This window comes from Actinopolyspora sp. BKK2 (assembly GCF_011291845.1).
Lineage (GTDB): Bacteria > Actinomycetota > Actinomycetes > Mycobacteriales > Pseudonocardiaceae > Actinopolyspora > Actinopolyspora saharensis.
The window spans coordinates 385,100-402,238 of record NZ_JAANTE010000004.1; the positions used below are offsets into that span (position 1 = coordinate 385,100).

Below are 17,139 nucleotides of genomic sequence, written 5' to 3' on the forward strand. Positions count from 1 at the left end.
TCATGACCGACACGCGTGACAGGGACGAGCTCGGGAAGGCCCCCGCCCGCGCGCCGCGGGTCCTCGGGTTCGTGGCGCTGAAGTTGGGCGGCGGGGCCCTGAGCCTGCTGCTGGTGGTGGTGCTCGGGTTCTTCCTCTTCCGGGTGCTGCCCGGTGATCCGGCGCGCACCATGACCAGGTCGGCACCGGTCAGCGCCGAGCAGCTGGCCGCGTTGCGGCACCGCTTCGGACTGGACCAGCCGTTGTACGTGCAGTTCCGCGACTTCCTCGGGAACCTGGTGCGCGGGGACCTGGGCACCTCCTACACCTACAACCGGCCGGTGGCGGAGCTGATCGGCGAGCGGATCGGCCCCACGGTGCTGCTGGTGGGGACCGCGACGGTGCTCGCCGTGCTGATCGGGCTGTGGATGGGCACGCGCGCGGCGTGGCGGCACGGCGGCCCCGCCGACCGGTGGTTCACCTCGGTGGGGTTGACCCTGTGGTCCGTTCCGACCTTCTGGCTGGGTCTGCTGCTGCTGATGGCCCTCGGTGTGGGCGTGGGACCGCTGCCCGGCCTGTTCCCGGTGTCGGGGATGTCCTCTCCCGACGTTCCCCCCGGTGCGCTGCCGCGCGTGCTCGACGTGGCCCACCACCTCGTCCTCCCGTGCGTGACGCTGGTCGCGGTCATCCACGCCCAGTTCATGATGGTGATGCGCAGCTCCCTGCTCGAGGAGATGGGTGAGGAGTACCTGACCACGGCCCGTGCTAAGGGGCTGCGGGAGGACCTGGTGCGGCGCAGGCACGCCATTCCCAACGCGTTGCTGCCCACGGTGACGTTGATATTCCTCCACCTGGGGCTGGTCGTGTCCGGCGCGATCACGGTGGAGACGGTTTTCTCCTGGCCGGGGCTGGGGCTGCTGACCTACGAGGCGCTGCGCGTGCCCGACCTCCCGCTGCTGCAGGGAACGTTCATCGTCCTGGCCGGGAGCGTGATCGTGATGAACGTGCTGGCCGAACTGCTGTACCGGGTTCTCGATCCACGGGTGCGTGCCTCATGACCGCGAGTCCCCCTGCCGGAAACGTGCGTTCGCGGCGACTGGCCGCGCTGGCCGACTCGTGGCGCGTCTACCGCGCCGAACGTGGCGGGCTGCTCGGGCTGGCGGTTCTGGTGTGCGCGGTGCTGCTGGCCGTGCTCGCACCGGTGCTGACCGACCCGGCCGAGCTGGACGTCACCCGGGTCGAGGCCTCCGCGCTGAGCCCGCCGGGGCCGCGGCACTGGTTGGGCACGGACGAGTCGGGGCGTTCCGTGCTGCTGCTGACCTGGTGGGGGGCGCGCATGTCCCTGCTGGTCGGGGGCGCGGCAGCCGTGCTGTCGATGGTGATCGGAACCCTGGTCGGTCTGACGGCTGCGCACTTCGGCGGCTGGGTGGAGACCGCGCTGCTGCGGTTGACCGACTTCTTCCTGGTGCTGCCTGCGCTGGTGCTGGCCATAGCGCTGTCGACGGTGCTGTCCAGGGGGCTGTTCACCATAGTGCTGGCCATCGGCGTCACCTCGTGGCCGCAGACCGCCCGGTTGGTGCGGGCCCAGACGCTGACCGTGGAGACACGTCCCTACGTCGAACGTGCCAGGGCGCTCGGCGGCGGGCACCGGCACGTGCTCGTGAAGCACGTGCTGCCCGCGGTGCTTCCGCTGGTGTTCGCCACGACCACGTTGACGGTGGCCAGCGCGATCATAGCCGAGTCGACGCTGTCCTTCCTCGGTTTGGGTGATCCGAGTCGTGTCTCCTGGGGAGCGATGCTCAAGTCCGCGATGGACACCGGGGCGGTCACGGCAGGGGCGTGGTGGTACCTGCTCCCTCCGGGGATCGGTATCGCGGTGGTCGTGCTCGCGTTCACCCTGTGCGGTCGTGCCCTGGAGACCGTGCTGAATCCGAGATTGCGTGGTGGAACCGAATGACTCCGGTGCTCGACATGCGCGAGGTCTCGATCTCCTACCGCACGGGTGGAGAACCGCGGCGGGCCGTCACGGACGTGAGCCTGAGCCTGGAAGCAGGGCGGACGCTCGGGCTGGCCGGGGAGTCCGGCTGCGGGAAGACCACGCTGGCCCTGTCGGTGCTGCGGTTGTTGCCGCGCTCGGCGCGCGTGGAGGGCGAGATCCTGCTGGGTGGGCGGGACGTGGGGAAGCTGACCTGGGGCGGGTTGCGAGCCGTGCGCTGGTCCGGGGCCTCGGTGGTGTTCCAGGGGGCCATGCACGCGCTCAACCCGGTGCGCACCGTGGGCGATCAGATCGCAGAGCCCGTCCGGCTGCACTCCACCGGGCGGGTTCCCGCCGCGGTGCTGCGCGCGCGGGTCGCCGAGTTGCTGGAGCAGGTGGAGCTCCCCGTCGAGCGCCGTGCCGCCTACCCGCACGAACTCTCGGGAGGGCAGCGGCAACGGGTGATGATCGCGATGGCGCTGGCCTGCGAGCCGAGCCTGATCATCGCGGACGAGCCCACCACCGCGCTCGACGTGGTGGTGCAGTCCCAGATCCTGGCGCTGCTGCGGAACTCGGTGGCCCGGCGCGACGTCGCCCTGCTGGTGATCAGCCACGATCTGTCGGTGCTGGCCAACACCTGCGGGCGGTTGGCCGTGATGTACCAGGGGGAGCTCGTGGAGCAGGGACCGGCCGAGCGGATCGTCACCAGCCCCGAGCACCGGCACACCCGCGAGTTGGCCACCGCGTTCCCGACCGTCGGTGACGTCGCCTCCCGGCGTGTCGGGGAGGCGAGCTCGGACGGGGGTGACTCCTCGGGTGGGGTGGCCGCCCCGGGCGGTGCGCTGCTCAGCGCCCGTGGGGTCAGCGTGAGCTTCACCGACGGGGCGCGGGTCCGCACGAGGGCGGTCAGCGACGTCGACCTGGACGTGTGCGCGGACGAGATAGTCGCCCTGGTGGGACAGTCGGGATCGGGAAAGACCACGCTGGCCCGTGCGCTGCTGGGACTGCGGCGTCCCGATTCGGGCGAGGTGAGCTACCTGGGCGCCCCGCTGGCGCGCACGGGTGCCGGCCTGCGCGCTTTCCGCAGGCGGGTTCAGCTGGTGCTGCAGGATCCGACCGGTGCGCTCAACCCGCGCCACACCGTCTACGAGGCCGTCGCCGAAGGGCTCCGGGTGCACGGGGACGTCGTGAACGAGGGGGAGCGCGTTCGGGGAGCCCTCGAAGCGGCCGAGCTGCGTCCCGCGGAGGAATTCCTCGGCCGCTTTCCGCACGAGCTCTCCGGGGGACAGCGCCAGCGGGTGGTGATAGCGGGGGCGCTGGTGCTCGACCCCGGCGTGCTGGTGGCCGACGAGCCGGTGGCCTCGCTGGACGCCACCGTGCGGGGGGAGATCCTCGAGCTGCTGCTCGGGCTCCGGAGACAGCGCGGCCTGTCCACGCTGGTGATAACGCACGATCTGGGGTTGGCCTGGAGCATCGCCGACCGCGTGGCCGTGATGCGGGCCGGGGAGGTGGTCGAGCGGGGTCCCGTGGAACAGGTGCTGACCGCTCCGGGGCACGAGTACACGAAAACCCTGCTCGCGGCCGTTCCCGTGCTCACGCGCACGGCCACCTGAGGTGGCTGGCCGATGGTGGCTACCCGATGTCGGGCACCTGGTTGTGGGCGCGGGCCGGGGTTTCGCCGAGCGATCCGCCATGGCAAGTTGAGCCGTCGACGCGGGTGCTTGCGATCCTGGGCAATCGGCATCGGTGAGAAGTCTGTCTCCCCGGCGCAGGTGCTTATGAGCCTGCGCAGTCCGGCCGACCGCGGGTTCTCTCGTGGTGCTCTCGCGAGGAAGGCCCGACGTTGTGTAGGTGGCTATCCGATGTCGGGCCTCGCCGGAGCGAGAGCCCGCGAGAGGTTCCGCTACGGAACCACCCGAGCAACCGGCATCGCCGGAAACAGTTCACTCAGTCCAGGGAGTCAACCAGTGCGGGCCGCTCGGGCCGATCAGCCCGGACCAGCCGATCGGCCACCCGCTGGGGGCGGGCTCGCTGCGCGTACTCGGAGTAGGCCGGAAGTTGCCACTCGTCCTCGGTGGGCACCTTCCGCCGCAGCACTTTCTCGGACATCCACAGGTGGACGGAGAAGTCGAAGTCGAGCTGTTTGCCCAGCAGGAACGGTCCCTCGACCAGCACCGCGCCGTTCTCGCCCACCTCGGTGCGGGGTTCGCGGGGCGACCGGTCGCTGTCCGGGTCCCAGAGCGCGGGCAGCACGCAACCGTCGCCCCCGGCCGCCAGCGGGGCGAGCACCTCCCTGGACAGCCCTGCGAAGTCGAACCAGTCGTGCAGGAAGACCTCGGGGTCGGTGCGTCCTCTTTCCAGGCGCAGTGAAGCGGGGCGCAGGTAGTCCCAGGTGCTGACGCGCACCGCGCGGCGCCCGCGGGTGCGCAGCTCCTCCACCAGCGAGTCCGCGAGCTCACGCGTGCCGGTCAGCGGGTGGCCGTCGAGCGCGATCCGGGAACCGAGCGGGCCTGCTACGTGCAGCAGCTGATCGGCCAGTTCGGTGACCAGCGCTTCGTGGGTGATCGGACGTACGCGCATTCTCGGTGTCGGATCGTTTCACGAACGCCCTCGGCCAGGACGTCCCGGTGGGCGGATCGCTGCCAGACCGCGGTTCTCCCGTCCGGGCGCGCTGCGGTGGACAGCGGATCAGCGCAGCGGATCAGCGCAGGGCGGGCCCGGTGAGGGTGAGTTCGCAGGCGTCGGCGTCCAGTTCGGCCGTGACCCCGAGCGGAACGCTGAGCTGGCCGTCCCGGTGTCCGAAGCCCAGCTCCCAGGCCACGGGGACGCCCAGGTCGCCGAGGAGGTCCGACATCGTCGTGCGGACGCGTTCGAGTGAGCCGCACGCGCGCCAGGAGCCGAGCGCCACCCCGGTCACGTGCTCGAACCAGCCCGCCCGGCGCAGCTGGGTGAGGTAGCGGTCGAGCTGGTAGGGCTCCTCGGTGACGTCCTCCAGCAGCGCTATCCCCGGCTTCGGCCGGCGGGGAGGCGTGGCGGAACCGAGGGTTCCGGCGAGCACGCTGAGGTTGCCCCCGTGGAGCACTCCGGTGGCTCGGCCGCTGCGCAGCGGTTCCGCCCCTGCGCCGCGCAGGGAGAGCCGCTCCCGCGGTTCGAACAGGATGCTGCGCAGCCGCTCCCGCGCGGTGGCGTCCTCCGTGAACGCGGAGGTGGCGATCATCGGCCCGAACAGGGTGACCACGTCGAGCTCGCGGGCGAGGGCTTCGTGCAGCGCCGTCACGTCGCTGGAACCGACCAGCAGTTTGTGCGGTGCCCGGGAGAGGGGTTCCAGATCGAGCTCGTCGAGCATCCGCATCGTTCCGTAGCCACCGCGCGCGCAGAGCACGGCGGAGATCTCCGGATGGCACCAGGCCCAGATCAGGTCGGCGGCCCGATCCCGGTCCAGCCCCGCGAGGTAGTTCAGCCGGGGGTGGCGGTCCAGGACGTGCTCGCCGAGCAGGACCCGCAGCCCCCAGGACTCGAGCTCGGCCACCCCGGCTCGCAGCTGTTCGGCGGGTACGGGGCCTGCTGGGGCCACCACGGCGACCGTGTCCCCCGGGCGGAGTCCGCGGGGGCGGGTGCTGTCCGACGTGCTGATCGACATGTGCTCCATGGTGGCCGCGTCGCGACGGGAACGGGAGGCCGTCGGGGCCTGGTTGAACACTTTTGGTCAATTTTGGTCACCCCCGGTGATTCCGATACCCTGCGGGGAGAGGTGTTCGCCGGGGGCGAACACGCGGCGCGCGGGCTCGAAGTCCCAGGTGGAGCCGGATTTCCCTGTTCGAGAAGCTCCTTACCAGGCAAGATCTCGTCGAACATCATGGGGGCGGGGCTGCATGTTCCGAGCGAGGGTGGCTTAGTGTCGAGGGTGTCATGGCTCGTGTCATCCACGTATTCCGTCAGCCCGATCGTTTCATCGTCGGAACGGTTGGAGAGCCCGGCGAGCGCACTTTCTATCTGCAGGCCACCGAGGACTTGCGGACGGTGAGCGTTCAGCTGGAAAAGCAGCAGGTCTCGGTGCTGACCGAACGCATCGATGCGCTGTTGGAAGAGGTGCAGCGCCGGTTCGACACCGAGCTGCCCACCGAACCGCCGGAGGAGCTCGTCGACTCCGGGCCGCTCGAAGTCCCCGTGGAGGAGGAGTTCCGGGTCGGCACCATGGGACTCGGCTGGGACGCGGAGACCGAAGCGGTGGTGGTGGAGCTGCTGGCCGTCACCGAGGAAGAGGTGGACGAGTCGGTGGTGCTCGACGACACCGAGGAGGGGCCCGACGCGGTCCGGGTGTTCCTCAGCGCCGCGTACGCTCGCGCCTTCGCGGAACGTGCCCAGCGAGTTATCGAAGCCGGACGCAAGCCGTGCCCGTTGTGCTCGGAGCCGCTCGACCCGAACGGTCACATCTGCCCGCGGCAGAACGGGTATCGGCGTTCCGAGGAGGAGTAGTCGACCGTGCTCTCCGACGACGTCGCCACCGACCTGCTGACCAACGGGCGGATCGAGGTTCGGGGACGACTGGTCGAGGCATCCAACGCGACCCTGTTCTGCTCCGTCGAGCACGACGGGGTGAGCGCGGACTGCGTTTACAAGCCGGTGCGCGGTGAGCGGCCGTTGTGGGACTTCCCCGACGGCACGCTGGCCGGTCGCGAGGTCGCCGCTTACCTGCTTTCCGAGGAGGGCGGGTGGCACCTGGTTCCCCCGACGGTCTGGCGCGCCGACGGCCCCTTCGGGGCGGGCATGCTGCAGCTCTGGGTGAACACCGAGCAGGAGGACTCCGGGCTCGTGGACGTCCTCTCCCCGGAGGACGTCCCGCACGACTGGCTGACCGTGCTGCACGCCCAGGACGAGCAGGGCGCGCCGTTGGTGCTGGCCCACGCCGATCACGCGGAGCTGCGTCGGTTGGCCGTGCTCGACGTGGTGCTCAACAACGCCGACCGCAAGGGCGGGCACGTGCTCCGCACCCCGCGGGGCGAGGTGTTCGGCATCGACCACGGGGTGAGTCTCAACGCGGACGACAAGCTGCGCACGGTGCTGTGGGGCTGGTTGGGCCGTGAGCTGGACGAGTCCGCGGTGGAGCGGCTCACCGGGCTGCGCAAGCGGTTGGACGGGTCGTTCGCCGCAGCGCTGGCCGAGTACGTGACCCCCAAGGAGATCCAGGCGGTGGCCGACAGGATCGACCGGTTGCTGCAGCAGGGCGTGCTGCCCGCGCCGTCCGGTGAGTGGCCCGCCATTCCCTGGCCTCCCTTCTGACGGCGAAACTCCGCCGAGCGGTCCCCGGCGCCCCGGAGCGCGCTGACTCGCCCGGGAGCCCCGCGGCGCGCTCTCAACCGATGGAGCGCTACGAGAACGGGCCCGCGCGTGGCAGTCTCGTGTCCTGCACGTCGTAACCGCGTGCCGGTTTCCCGGGCAGTTCGGAGGCGGGGCCCCATGGTGATCCGGTTCCAGCGTCGTCGTTCCTTCGCGGATCGGTTGGACGGTCCGCTGCCGACGGTGCGCGACGTGCTGCGCTTCATGTGGAGGGGGGCGCCGCGCAGGACGGTGCTGGACCGCAGGCTCGTCCCGCTGCACGATGGGCCGCTGCCCGGGATCGAGCCGCACGACGTCGCCGCGACCTGGATCGGGCACGCCACCTTCCTGCTGCGGGCGGCCGGGTGCCGGGTGGTCACCGACCCGGTGTGGTCCACGCGCATCCCCGGGGTGTCGCCCAGGCTGAGCCCGCCGGGGCTCGCCCTCGGCGGGCTGCTTCCCGTGGACGCGGTGCTGATCAGCCACAACCACTACGACCACCTGGACGCGGCGACGCTGGCCCGGTTCCCCCGCAGCACCCCCGTGCTCGTTCCGCTGGGGCTGGGGAACTGGTTCACCAGGCGCGGGTTCACCGACGTCCGGGAGCTCGACTGGTGGGACTCCACCGAGCTCGGTCCGCTCCGCTTCGACTTCGTCCCGGCCCGGCACTGGAGCAGACGCGGGGTGTGGGACTTCTGCCGGAGCCTGTGGGGTGGTTGGGTCGTCACGGTTCCGGACGGTCGGAGGCTGTACCACGCGGGGGACACCGGTTACGGACCGTTCCTCGCGGAGATCGGGCGCAGGTTCCCGGGCATCGAGCTGGCCATGCTGCCCATAGGCGCGTACCACCCTCCGAGCGTGATGCGCTCGGTGCACCTGACCCCGGAGGACGCCGTGGCCGCGGCCGCGGACACCGGAGCGGTCAGGCTGGCCGGGATGCACTGGGCCACCTTCCCGTTGACCGGGGAACCGGTTCTCCAACCGTGGGAGCGGCTGCGCGCGGCGTGGTTCGCCGCGGGAGGGAGCGGGGAACTGCTGTGGGACCTGGCGGTGGGCGAGACCCGGGTTCTGCCGGGGGCGCGCTCCCGCGCCGGAAGAACCACTCGGACGGAGTAACGCGGGATGTGGGGAGGAGCTCGTATCTCGTGGCCCGCGATGGCTCGCCGCGGCGGGGCGGCTAGGGTCGGACCCATGCAACCCTGGTCCTCGGTTTCCGTTCCCAGCCTGCCCGGCAGGGCTCACCCGTTACGTCTGTTCGACACCGCGACCGGGGAGATCAGACCGGTCGGTGCGGGGCCACGGGTGGGCATGTACGTGTGCGGCATAACCCCCTACGACGCCACGCACCTGGGGCACGCGGCCACGTACATCGCTTACGACCTGGTGCACCGCGTGTGGCTGGACAACGGTCACGACGTGCACTACGTGCAGAACGTCACCGATATCGACGATCCGCTGCTGGAGCGCGCCGAGCACGACAACGAGGACTGGATCGTGCTCGGCATGCGGGAGACGGCCCTGTTCCGGGAGGACATGGCCGCGCTGCGGGTGCTTCCCCCGCGGGACTTCGTCGGCGCGGTCGAATCGATACCGGAGATCGAGCAGGCCGTGACCGAGCTGCTCGCCTCGGGCGCTGCGTACCGGGTCGACGACGAGTACCCGGACATCTACTTCCGGCACGACGCCACGGGGCGGCTCGGGTACGAGTCGCGGTACAGCGCGGACGAGATGGCCGAGGTGTTCCCCGAGCGGGGCGGCGATCCGGACCGCCCGGGCAAGAAGCACCCGCTGGACGCGCTGCTGTGGCGGATGGCCCGGCCGAACGAGCCCTCCTGGGACTCGGAGGAGCTCGGCGCGGGCAGGCCCGGCTGGCACCTGGAGTGCTCGGTGATCGCGCTCAACCGGCTGGGCGTCGGCTTCGACCTGCAGGGCGGCGGGTCCGATCTGGCGTTCCCGCACCACGAGTTCAGCGCGGCCCACGCCGAGGCGCTGACGGAGCAGCACCCGTTCGCGCAGCACTACTCCCACGCCGGGATGGTCGGGCTGGACGGGGAGAAGATGTCCAAGTCCAAGGGCAACCTGGTGTTCGTCTCCAGGCTGCGCGGTGATCGGGTCGACCCGATGGCCATCAGGCTGGCCCTGCTGAGCGGCCATTACCGGCAGACCCGTTCCTGGAACGCCGATCTGCTCACCAGCGGGGCAGCCAGGCTGGCGCGCTGGCGCCGGGCAGTATCCCTCGATCGGGGGCCGGATCCGGCGGAGACCCTGGACCGCGTGCGGGAGCGCCTCGGCGACGACCTGGACTCGGAGGGGGCGTTGCGTGCCGTCGACGAGTGGGTCGAGCGGGCCCTCACCGAGAACGGGGCTTCCGAGGAGGGGGCGCCCGCGGTGATCAGGAACGCGGTGGACGCGTTGCTCGGCGTGGCTTTGTAAGTCGCGGTTCCGGACCGGGGCTCCCCGCCCCGCGACGGGGCGGGGCCTGCCGCGGGATCGCGACCGCCCGAGCTCGGACAGCGGACGAGCAACCGCACGATGCCGACGCGCGCCTTCGCGCGCTAGCGCGCTGCGGGGAACCCGCTGTCGTTCCGTCGAGCAGTGGCTCGTTCTTTTCGACAGCTTCTCGCGCTGAAAACACCAAGCCGGGGTTGGCACAACACGCCAGAAAGCATCGTCGAGCAGGGTTTTCGCCCAGCCGGAGCGCGAGCTGAATTGCTCGTCACCTCGGGGTTCCTTCGCGCCGGGATGCTCGTTTCCCCGGGGCGCCGGGAATGTGCTGGTGACTGCGCCCGTCTCCTCGTGTTCGGATGCCGCCTGCCACTTCCCGGTACCTGCCCACCCGAGCGATCGGTTACGCGCAGTGTCGACTTTGGCCTTCTGGCGCGCCGATGCTGCATCCATCGTGCACGTACAGTGTCCTATCTGTCCGCGGTGGAGCGCTTCCGCCCTTGATGCGGACGAATGAGTTGGATTAATCTCCCGGCGAACGAATTGATGCGGGCACACGGCGAGGTCCTCGGGTGGGAGGAACTTCGCGGAAACGAATCATTCGTTCGTCAATCACCATTCATGTTCGCGGCAGGGGCATCGTAGACTCCCCGTGATCGATCTGATTGGATCTCGTGGCATGAGTCCGCACGAAGCCCGGATCGTTGATACGCGCTTTGGTTGCGAGGTGGGATGGTGAGTCGGGTATGGGAGATGCTCGAACGTTCGCGCAAGTCGTTGCGCGATGGGGCGGCCAGACAGCGGCTGGAGGGATCGACCAAACAGCTGTTGCAGCGTTCCCGGGAGACCGTGGCGCAGATCATCGGGCCCGTTTCCCCGCGTGAGCCCGGAGCTCAGGACGTGCTGGCAGGGGTCTGCTCCAGTGTGGCCCTGCGCGACCTGAACCTCGTGGACTCGCTGCTCGAACAGCTCGAGCAAATGGAGTCCGAAGAGGACGATCCCGAGTCGCTGGACCGGCTCTACCGGCTCGACCACCTGGCGACGCGGTTGCGCCGCAACGGGGAGAACCTGCGGGTTCTGGCCGGCAGGGACGCGGGGGGAACACGTCCGGAGTCCGCGTCACTGGTCGACGTCATCCGTGCCGGGATGTCGGCCATCGAGCACTACAGCCGAGTGGAGCTCGGCAAGGTGACCGAACTCGGCATAGTGGGGTTGGCCGCCGACGACGTCAGCAGGTTGCTGGCGGAGCTGCTGGACAACGCGACAACGCATTCCCCGCCGAACTCGGCGGTGAGCGTCAGCGCTCACCTGACCGAGCGAGGCAGCATAATGGTGCGGATAGAGGACTCCGGGATCGGTCTGCCCGCGGCCAGGCTCTCGGCGCTCAACGAGCGACTGGCGAGCGCGCCGGTGCTCGACCGCGACGCGGTGCGACACATGGGGCTGGCCGTGGTGCGGCGCCTGTCTGGCAGGCACGGCATCCGGGTGTGGTTGTCCCGCCGTGCTCCGCACGGGACCACGGCTTCGGTGCTGCTACCGTCCACCCTGGTCCACGAGGAGTCCTTGCCGGAAGGACGTGGTCCGGCGCGCAGGCCCATGCGGGAGAAGCAGCTCCAGGAGCCGGTGGACGGTGCCCGGAACGCGGACGCGGGCCCTTCGAAAACCCCCGGGCGGCAGGCTTCCGGAGTGTCTCCGGACGAGGTGAACAAGCGAGCGGTGGGCTCGTCGGTGTCGGCCGAACCCGTGTGGCCGTCCGAGGAGCAGGCCGCTGTTCAACAACCGGGAACGGAGCCGTCCACTACCGTGAACGGGCTGCCGCGCAGAGTTTCCCAGAGCCTGAAGGGGTCGTCGGCCGCCCGGCACGACTCCCCCACTCCGTCCACGAAGGACAACCTTGTGGACATGCGCGAGAGTCATGAGCAATTGCTGGCGGACCTGGGCGCCTTCGCCGAGGGCGAGGACGAAGCCAGGCAGAACCAGCAGGACGACAACGACGACGCCGAGAGGTCACAGCAGTGACGGCTGCAGAAGACGACGCCCAGCCCCCGAACTTCGACTGGTTAGTCGACGATTTCGTACGCCGCGTTCACGGCGTCACCCACGCGTTGATTCTGTCGGCGGACGGTCTTCCGCTGGCGGGGTCCTCCTCGGTCACCAACGACGAGGCCGAGCAGTTGGCCGCCATTTCCAGCGGTTTGCTCAGTCTCGCCCAGAACGGTTCGGCACTGTTCGACAAGGGTGGTTGCGAACAGATCATCATCAGGCTTCACCACGGATACTTCCTGTTCATGGGGATCGGGAGTGGGGCGGGGCTGGCCGTGCTCACTTCATCGGAGGCCCAGATGCGCGTGGTCGCCTACGAGATGACCCAGTTCGTGGAGAACACGGGGCACGCGTTGACGCCCGAGGTTCGGGCCGATCTGCGACGCGTGGTCACCGCCAAGCGACCGCGTGACTGATCGTTTAAGGAAGTCCCCATGGTCACACACTCACAGACCCAGCGGGAAAGTCGCAGCAGCCGGGTGCGTCCCTACGCCCTCACGGGCGGGCGGACCCGCTCGCGGCACCAGCTTCTCGTGGAGACGATGATCTCGGTCACCGAATACGATCGGGACCGTGCGGAGAAGCTGCTCCCCGAATCCCGTGCGGTTTACGAGCACGCTCGCAGTCCGGTATCCCTCGCCGAACTGTCGGCCACACTGGATATTCCACTCGGCGTCATCCGAGTGCTGGTCAGTGATTTGGCGGCGGACGGGGTGATTTTCATTCACCCGACCGGACAGGCCTACAGCTACGACCACAACATCCTCGAGAGGATTCTCGATGGCCTCAACAAGCTCTCCGCATGACCACGCCGAGTTGATGCTCTCGGCGAAGATCGTGGTCGCGGGTGGCTTCGGAGTCGGTAAGACCACCTTCGTCTCGTCGGTGTCCGAGATCGCCCCGTTGAACACCGAGGCCTGGATGACCGAGGCCAGTGAGGGGATCGACGAGATCGACCCGACGGGGGAGAAGACGACCACCACGGTCGCGATGGATTTCGGGCGCATCCAGCTGCACCAGGACCTCATGCTCTACCTGTTCGGAACGCCCGGGCAGTCCCGCTTCTGGTTCCTCTGGGATGATCTGGCCAGGGGGGCGCTCGGTGCCGTGGTGCTGGTCGACACCCGACGACTCTCGGAGTCCTTCGCCGCGATCAACTACTTCGAGCACGATTCGGACGTCCCCTTCATCGTCGCGGTCAACCTGTTCGACGGGAAGCTGACCCACGACCTGGAGGAGGTGCGCGACGCCCTCGCGCTGGCTCCGGACATCCCCTTGATCGCCTGTGACGCACGTGATTCAGTGTCCACTGTGGATACACTGCGTGCTTTGGTCACGCACACGATGCGGTTGAACGTAACGCACGGCGCCGCATGATCGCGTCCGCAGCGGCGGGAAGGTGTCGGCAGGTTAGAAGGAGAACGCGATGCGCAAGATCCTCATCGTGGGAGCCGGACAGGCGGGGTTACAGACCGGGCTGAGCCTGCTCGAGCACGGATACGACGTCACGTTGATGTCCGCGCGGACGCCGGAGGAGATCCGCGGCGGGCGGGTGATGTCCACGCAGGCCATGTTCCACACCGCTCTGCAGCACGAACGGGACTACAAGCTCAACCTCTGGGAGGACCAGGCTCCCGAGATCCAGGGGGTGGGCGTATCGATCGCCGGTCCGGACGGGGACCGGGAGCTGGACTGGGTGGGCAGGTTGGACAACTACGCCCAGTCGGTGGACCAGCGGATCAAGATGGCCGGATGGCTGGAGCTGTTCGAGGACCGCGGCGGGAAGGTCATTTTCCACGGGGTGACCACTTCCGACCTCGATTCGTTGACCAGGCACTACGAACTCGTGCTCATCGCCGCGGGCAAGGGCGAGCTGGTCCAGCTCTTCGGTCGCAACCCGGACCGCTCTCCTTACAGCACGACGCAGCGCGTGCTGTCGGTCAGCTATGTGCACGGAGCGGGACGCCGTCCGGAACACCCGGACATGGACGCGGTGCGTTTCAACGTGGTCCCCGGAGTGGGGGAGCTGTTCGTCATCCCCGGCGTCACGCTGAGCGGCCCCTGCGAGATCCCCTTCTTCGAGGGACTGCCGGGAGGCCCGTTGGACTGCTGGTCCGACCGCCCGGCGGCGGGGGAGCACTGGAAGCGGATGCTCGAGCTGATGCGGCAGTACTTCCCCTGGGAGTACGAGAGGTTCAAGCACGCGGAACTGACCGATTCCCAGGCGACCCTGTCCGGCGGGTATCCGCCGGTGGTGCGTCACCCCGTCGGGGAACTCCCCTCGGGAGGGCTCGTGCTCGGCATGGCCGATGTGGTGGTGGCCAACGACCCCATAACCGGTCAGGGGTCCAACAACGCGAGCAAGTGCGCGGCGTCCTACCTGGGCAGCATCCTCGAACGGGGCGACCTCCCCTTCGACCGGGAATGGATGGAGCAGACCTTCGAACGTTACTGGTCGGTGGTGGAACCGGTGACGACCTGGACGAACGCGATGCTGCAGCCGCCGCCGGAGCACGTGATGAACCTCTTCAGGCAGGCCGCCGACACCCCGGCGATCCGTCAGCGGTTCGTCAACGCCTTCGACGATCCGGCCGATTTCGGGAACTGGTTCCTCGACCGGGACCTCGCCGAGCAGTACCTGAACGAGGTCACCCGGGGGTGAGCCACCTCCGGTGAGGCCGTCCGGCGTGCTCCTACCGGCACGACGAGCGCGCGGTTCCGGAGGGCGGGAACGCACTCCGGAACCGCGCGGGACGGTTCACCCCTGAGCGGGTCCCGAGCTCCCCTTGCCGCCCGGGCCGCCCGGACCGCGCCTGCGCAGGTAGCGCTCGAACTCGGCTGCGATGTCCTCCCCGCTGGTCTCGGTCAACGTGTTCTCCGCGTCGCCGCGTTCCTCCAGGGCTCGGACGTAGTTGCGCACGTCCTCGTCCTCCTCGGTCATCTCGCTGACCGTGTTCTCCCACTCCTCGGCCTGCTGGGGGAGGTTGTTCAGCGGGACCTCCAGGTCGAGGACCTCCTCGACGCGGTGCAGCAGCGCCAGGGTCGCCTTGGGGGAGGGAGGTTGCGAAACGTAGTGCGGCACCGCGGCCCAGAACGAGATGGCCGGGACCCCCGCGCGCACGCAGGCGTCCTGGAAGACCCCCACGATGCCGGTGGGGCCCTCGTAGCGTGAGCGCTCCAGGCCGAACCGATCGGCGGACTCGGTGTCGTAGGCAGCTCCGGTGACCGGGATCGGGCGGGTGTGCGGAGCGTCCGCGAGCAGCGCGCCGAGACTGATCACGGTGTCGGCGCCCGCCTGCTCGACGTGGTCGAGCAGCTCGGAGCAGAAGGAGCGCCAGCGCATGTTCGGTTCCACGCCGTGGATCAGCACCACGTCCTTGCCCAGACCGGGGGGACGGCACACCGACATGCGGGTCGTCGGCCAGGTGACCTCGCGGGTGACACCGTCCACCAGCTTCACGGTCGGGCGGGAAACCTGGAAGTCGTAGTACGGGTCCGGGTCGATCTCGGCCCAGCTTGTCGCGTCCCACACGAGCTGGAGATGCTCTAGGGCGGTGCTGGCGGCGTCGCCACCGTCGTTCCAACCCTCGAAGGCGCAGATGACGATGCTGTTGTCGAGGGTGAAACCGGCGGGCGGTGCTGGTACGGACACAGGCCGAGGGTACTACCCCGCTCCGATCCTGTCGGACGTGACGACCGCGCGGCCGCTCTCCTGCCGATCACCCCGGGCGAGCCCGCGCCGGCCCGGTCCCCGCGGCCGCTGGATGCAGCACAGGTGGCCTCCGCTTGCGCGAGCGGAGTTGGCATCAGCGCCGTGCGAGCCGTTCGACGAGTTCGTGCAGTGGTGGGGCGAGTTCGGGGTGGTCGCCGGTGCTGATGCGGTGCAGCAGGCGTGCGGCGGTGTGGAGCAGTGCGGTGGTGCCGGTGGGGGTGTCGAGGGTGTCGGCGAAGGTGTGCCACACGGTCTCGGCGGTTCGCGGGGCGAGCAGGCTGTAGCAGTACAGCGTCGCCGCATCCGTGCCGACGGGACCGGTACCCCAGTGATCCCAGTCGACCACGGCGAGCGGGTCGAACACGTTGCCCCAGTGCAGATCACCATGCACGGTTTCCCAATGCCGGACGGGGATCGTTCGACCGAGCACGGCCATCGTGCGCGCATCGAGATGCTCCTGAGTCCTGTGGACTCGATCGGTGCGCACCGCGCCGAGCGTGTCCAGCACGTCGCGCAGTTCGGTCCACCAGGTCGCCGACACGTCGAGCTCGCCGCGCAAGGCACCGCCGGCCGAGCACGGTCGACCAGCGACACGGGTCATGAGCTCGGCACGTTGACGCCGTACCCCGGCAACTTCCCACTCGGTGCGGTCCCGCACCACGGGTTTGCGAATCCCGGTGATCGCGTTCGCGTCGACGCTGCCGGTCCACCACCGGCCGTGTGCCCACTCGAGCGCCTCGGTCGTGACCCGCAGCCACCGGTTCCCGCTGACAGGCGCGCTGATGGACAGCAGTCGCCAGCCGTGCACCGGTTCGCCGGCGAGCGTGACACCGAAGTGGTCGGCGGCGTGCTCGAGGTTCTGGCGCATCCAGGCGGCGAACTGCCGGTCGGCCTCGGCGATCTCGGCGTCGGTCGGGCTCATGTGTCCAGTACGTGGCGCAGGTAGGTCTCGGGGTTGTCGAGGTAGCGGCGCCAGTGGTCGACCAGGTCGAGTTCCTTCCACTGCGCTCGGTGAAATCCGTGCTCGCCGACCTCGACGATTTCGGCGTCCGGTGTCGCGGCCAGAATCGGCGAGTGGGTGGCGCACACCACTTGCGCGCCGGTTTGGCCGAGCTGGTGCATCAGTCCGACGAGACGTAGGCACGAGGTGAATGACAGGGCCGCCTCGGGCTCGTCCATGACGTAGAAGCCCGGTTTCGACATCATCTCGGAGAAGATCGTCAGGAATCCTTCGCCGTGGCTCATCGATGCCGTGTCGGCGTCCCAGTAGCCCGGTACCCCGCCGAGGTTTTCGGTCAGGTTGAACGCGGTCTCAGCTCGTAGGAAGAACCCGTGTTTGTGTGAGCGGGGGCCGCCCAGCATTCGCGAGCCTGCCGCTGTGGTTTCCAGCGTCAGCACGTCCCCCAGCGGGGTCCGCTGTGGATTCGGGCGCCCCCGCTTCGCGGCGAGCCGCCCGCCGTAGGCGTCCAGCTTGAAGCCTTCCGCGATGGCTTCCACGAGCGTGGATTTACCCGATCCGTTGTCGCCGACGAGGAACGTCACCGGGGCGGTGAACCGCAACCCCTCGTCGGCGAGCTGACTCACGCACGGCACCGCGAAGGGCCACTGCCCGCGCTGGGCGGGGCGGTCCGGTTCGCGGATGTAGGCGCGGCGGACGAACACGGTGCTC

The 17,139-nt window shown here is 69.3% G+C and carries 17 protein-coding genes; 12 read left to right on the forward strand and 5 right to left on the reverse strand.

Going from position 1 to position 17,139, the window contains the following annotated elements; genetic code table 11:
* Positions 1-2: 2 nt before the first annotated feature.
* Genes G9Q41_RS11345 through G9Q41_RS11355 form a run of 3 tightly spaced genes read left to right on the forward strand, consistent with a single transcriptional unit; the run spans position 3 to position 3,567 of the window.
* The gene (locus G9Q41_RS11345) at positions 3-1,037 is read left to right on the forward strand and encodes an ABC transporter permease (protein WP_092520589.1); all 1,035 of its coding nucleotides are present in this window, start codon (positions 3-5) and stop codon (positions 1,035-1,037) included.
* A complete protein-coding gene (locus G9Q41_RS11350; RefSeq protein ID WP_207630931.1) occupies positions 1,034-1,936 on the forward strand; it encodes an ABC transporter permease in 903 nt (300 codons plus the stop codon). The genes G9Q41_RS11345 and G9Q41_RS11350 overlap by 4 nt, the downstream gene beginning before the upstream one ends.
* Positions 1,933-3,567, forward strand: a complete 1,635-nt coding sequence (locus G9Q41_RS11355; RefSeq protein ID WP_165632555.1) for an ABC transporter ATP-binding protein — start codon at positions 1,933-1,935, stop codon at positions 3,565-3,567. Before G9Q41_RS11350 ends, G9Q41_RS11355 begins: the two co-directional genes overlap by 4 nt.
* A 334-nt stretch (positions 3,568-3,901) precedes the next feature.
* Here G9Q41_RS11355 and G9Q41_RS11360 read toward each other — a convergent pair whose 3' ends face one another.
* The gene (locus G9Q41_RS11360; RefSeq protein ID WP_165632554.1) at positions 3,902-4,534 is read right to left on the reverse strand and encodes a uridine kinase; all 633 of its coding nucleotides are present in this window, start codon (positions 4,532-4,534) and stop codon (positions 3,902-3,904) included.
* Positions 4,535-4,655: 121 nt separating this feature from the next.
* Positions 4,656-5,594 (reverse strand): LD-carboxypeptidase, encoded by a 939-nt coding sequence (locus G9Q41_RS11365; protein WP_165632553.1) that lies wholly within the window; start codon positions 5,592-5,594, stop codon positions 4,656-4,658.
* A gap of 269 nt (positions 5,595-5,863) precedes the next feature.
* Between G9Q41_RS11365 and G9Q41_RS11370 the strand changes: the two genes are divergently transcribed.
* The 9 genes from G9Q41_RS11370 to G9Q41_RS11410 all read left to right on the forward strand — a co-directional run bounded on the left by G9Q41_RS11370 (position 5,864) and on the right by G9Q41_RS11410 (position 14,420).
* Positions 5,864-6,430 carry a DUF3090 domain-containing protein gene (locus G9Q41_RS11370; protein WP_092520596.1) on the forward strand — a complete coding sequence of 189 codons (567 nt, stop codon included), beginning with the start codon at positions 5,864-5,866 and terminating at the stop codon, positions 6,428-6,430.
* A 6-nt stretch (positions 6,431-6,436) separates the two neighbouring features.
* Positions 6,437-7,234, forward strand: a complete 798-nt coding sequence (locus tag G9Q41_RS11375; RefSeq protein ID WP_165632552.1) for an SCO1664 family protein — start codon at positions 6,437-6,439, stop codon at positions 7,232-7,234.
* Positions 7,235-7,411: 177 nt separating this feature from the next.
* Entirely contained in the window at positions 7,412-8,386 is a 975-nt protein-coding gene (locus G9Q41_RS11380; RefSeq protein WP_165632551.1) for an MBL fold metallo-hydrolase, read from the forward strand.
* 75 nt (positions 8,387-8,461) lie between these two features.
* Positions 8,462-9,703 (forward strand): cysteine--1-D-myo-inosityl 2-amino-2-deoxy-alpha-D-glucopyranoside ligase, encoded by a 1,242-nt coding sequence (mshC, locus tag G9Q41_RS11385; RefSeq protein ID WP_165632550.1) that lies wholly within the window; start codon positions 8,462-8,464, stop codon positions 9,701-9,703.
* 744 nt (positions 9,704-10,447) lie between these two features.
* Positions 10,448-11,734: an ATP-binding protein gene (locus G9Q41_RS11390; RefSeq protein WP_165632549.1), complete on the forward strand. Its 1,287-nt coding sequence runs from the start codon at positions 10,448-10,450 to the stop codon at positions 11,732-11,734.
* Positions 11,731-12,174, forward strand: coding sequence for a roadblock/LC7 domain-containing protein (locus tag G9Q41_RS11395; protein WP_092520603.1), 444 nt, complete (start codon positions 11,731-11,733; stop codon positions 12,172-12,174). The genes G9Q41_RS11390 and G9Q41_RS11395 overlap by 4 nt, the downstream gene beginning before the upstream one ends.
* Positions 12,175-12,192: 18 nt before the next feature.
* Positions 12,193-12,564, forward strand: a complete 372-nt coding sequence (locus tag G9Q41_RS11400; protein WP_092520605.1) for a DUF742 domain-containing protein — start codon at positions 12,193-12,195, stop codon at positions 12,562-12,564.
* 13 nt (positions 12,565-12,577) lie between these two features.
* Positions 12,578-13,135 (forward strand): ATP/GTP-binding protein, encoded by a 558-nt coding sequence (locus tag G9Q41_RS11405; RefSeq protein ID WP_092520606.1) that lies wholly within the window; start codon positions 12,578-12,580, stop codon positions 13,133-13,135.
* A gap of 49 nt (positions 13,136-13,184) precedes the next feature.
* On the forward strand, positions 13,185-14,420 hold the full coding sequence (locus G9Q41_RS11410; protein ID WP_165632548.1) for a styrene monooxygenase/indole monooxygenase family protein: 1,236 nt from the start codon (positions 13,185-13,187) through the stop codon (positions 14,418-14,420).
* Positions 14,421-14,516: 96 nt separating this feature from the next.
* Here the strand turns inward: G9Q41_RS11410 and G9Q41_RS11415 are convergent, their stop codons facing one another.
* The 3 genes from G9Q41_RS11415 to G9Q41_RS22330 all read right to left on the reverse strand — a co-directional run bounded on the left by G9Q41_RS11415 (position 14,517) and on the right by G9Q41_RS22330 (position 17,132).
* The gene (locus G9Q41_RS11415; RefSeq protein WP_165632547.1) at positions 14,517-15,410 is read right to left on the reverse strand and encodes a PAC2 family protein; all 894 of its coding nucleotides are present in this window, start codon (positions 15,408-15,410) and stop codon (positions 14,517-14,519) included.
* A gap of 154 nt (positions 15,411-15,564) precedes the next feature.
* The gene (locus G9Q41_RS11420; RefSeq protein WP_207630930.1) at positions 15,565-16,392 is read right to left on the reverse strand and encodes a phosphotransferase; all 828 of its coding nucleotides are present in this window, start codon (positions 16,390-16,392) and stop codon (positions 15,565-15,567) included.
* Positions 16,389-17,132 (reverse strand): AAA family ATPase, encoded by a 744-nt coding sequence (locus tag G9Q41_RS22330; protein WP_165632546.1) that lies wholly within the window; start codon positions 17,130-17,132, stop codon positions 16,389-16,391. Before G9Q41_RS22330 ends, G9Q41_RS11420 begins: the two co-directional genes overlap by 4 nt.
* Positions 17,133-17,139 lie beyond the last annotated feature (7 nt).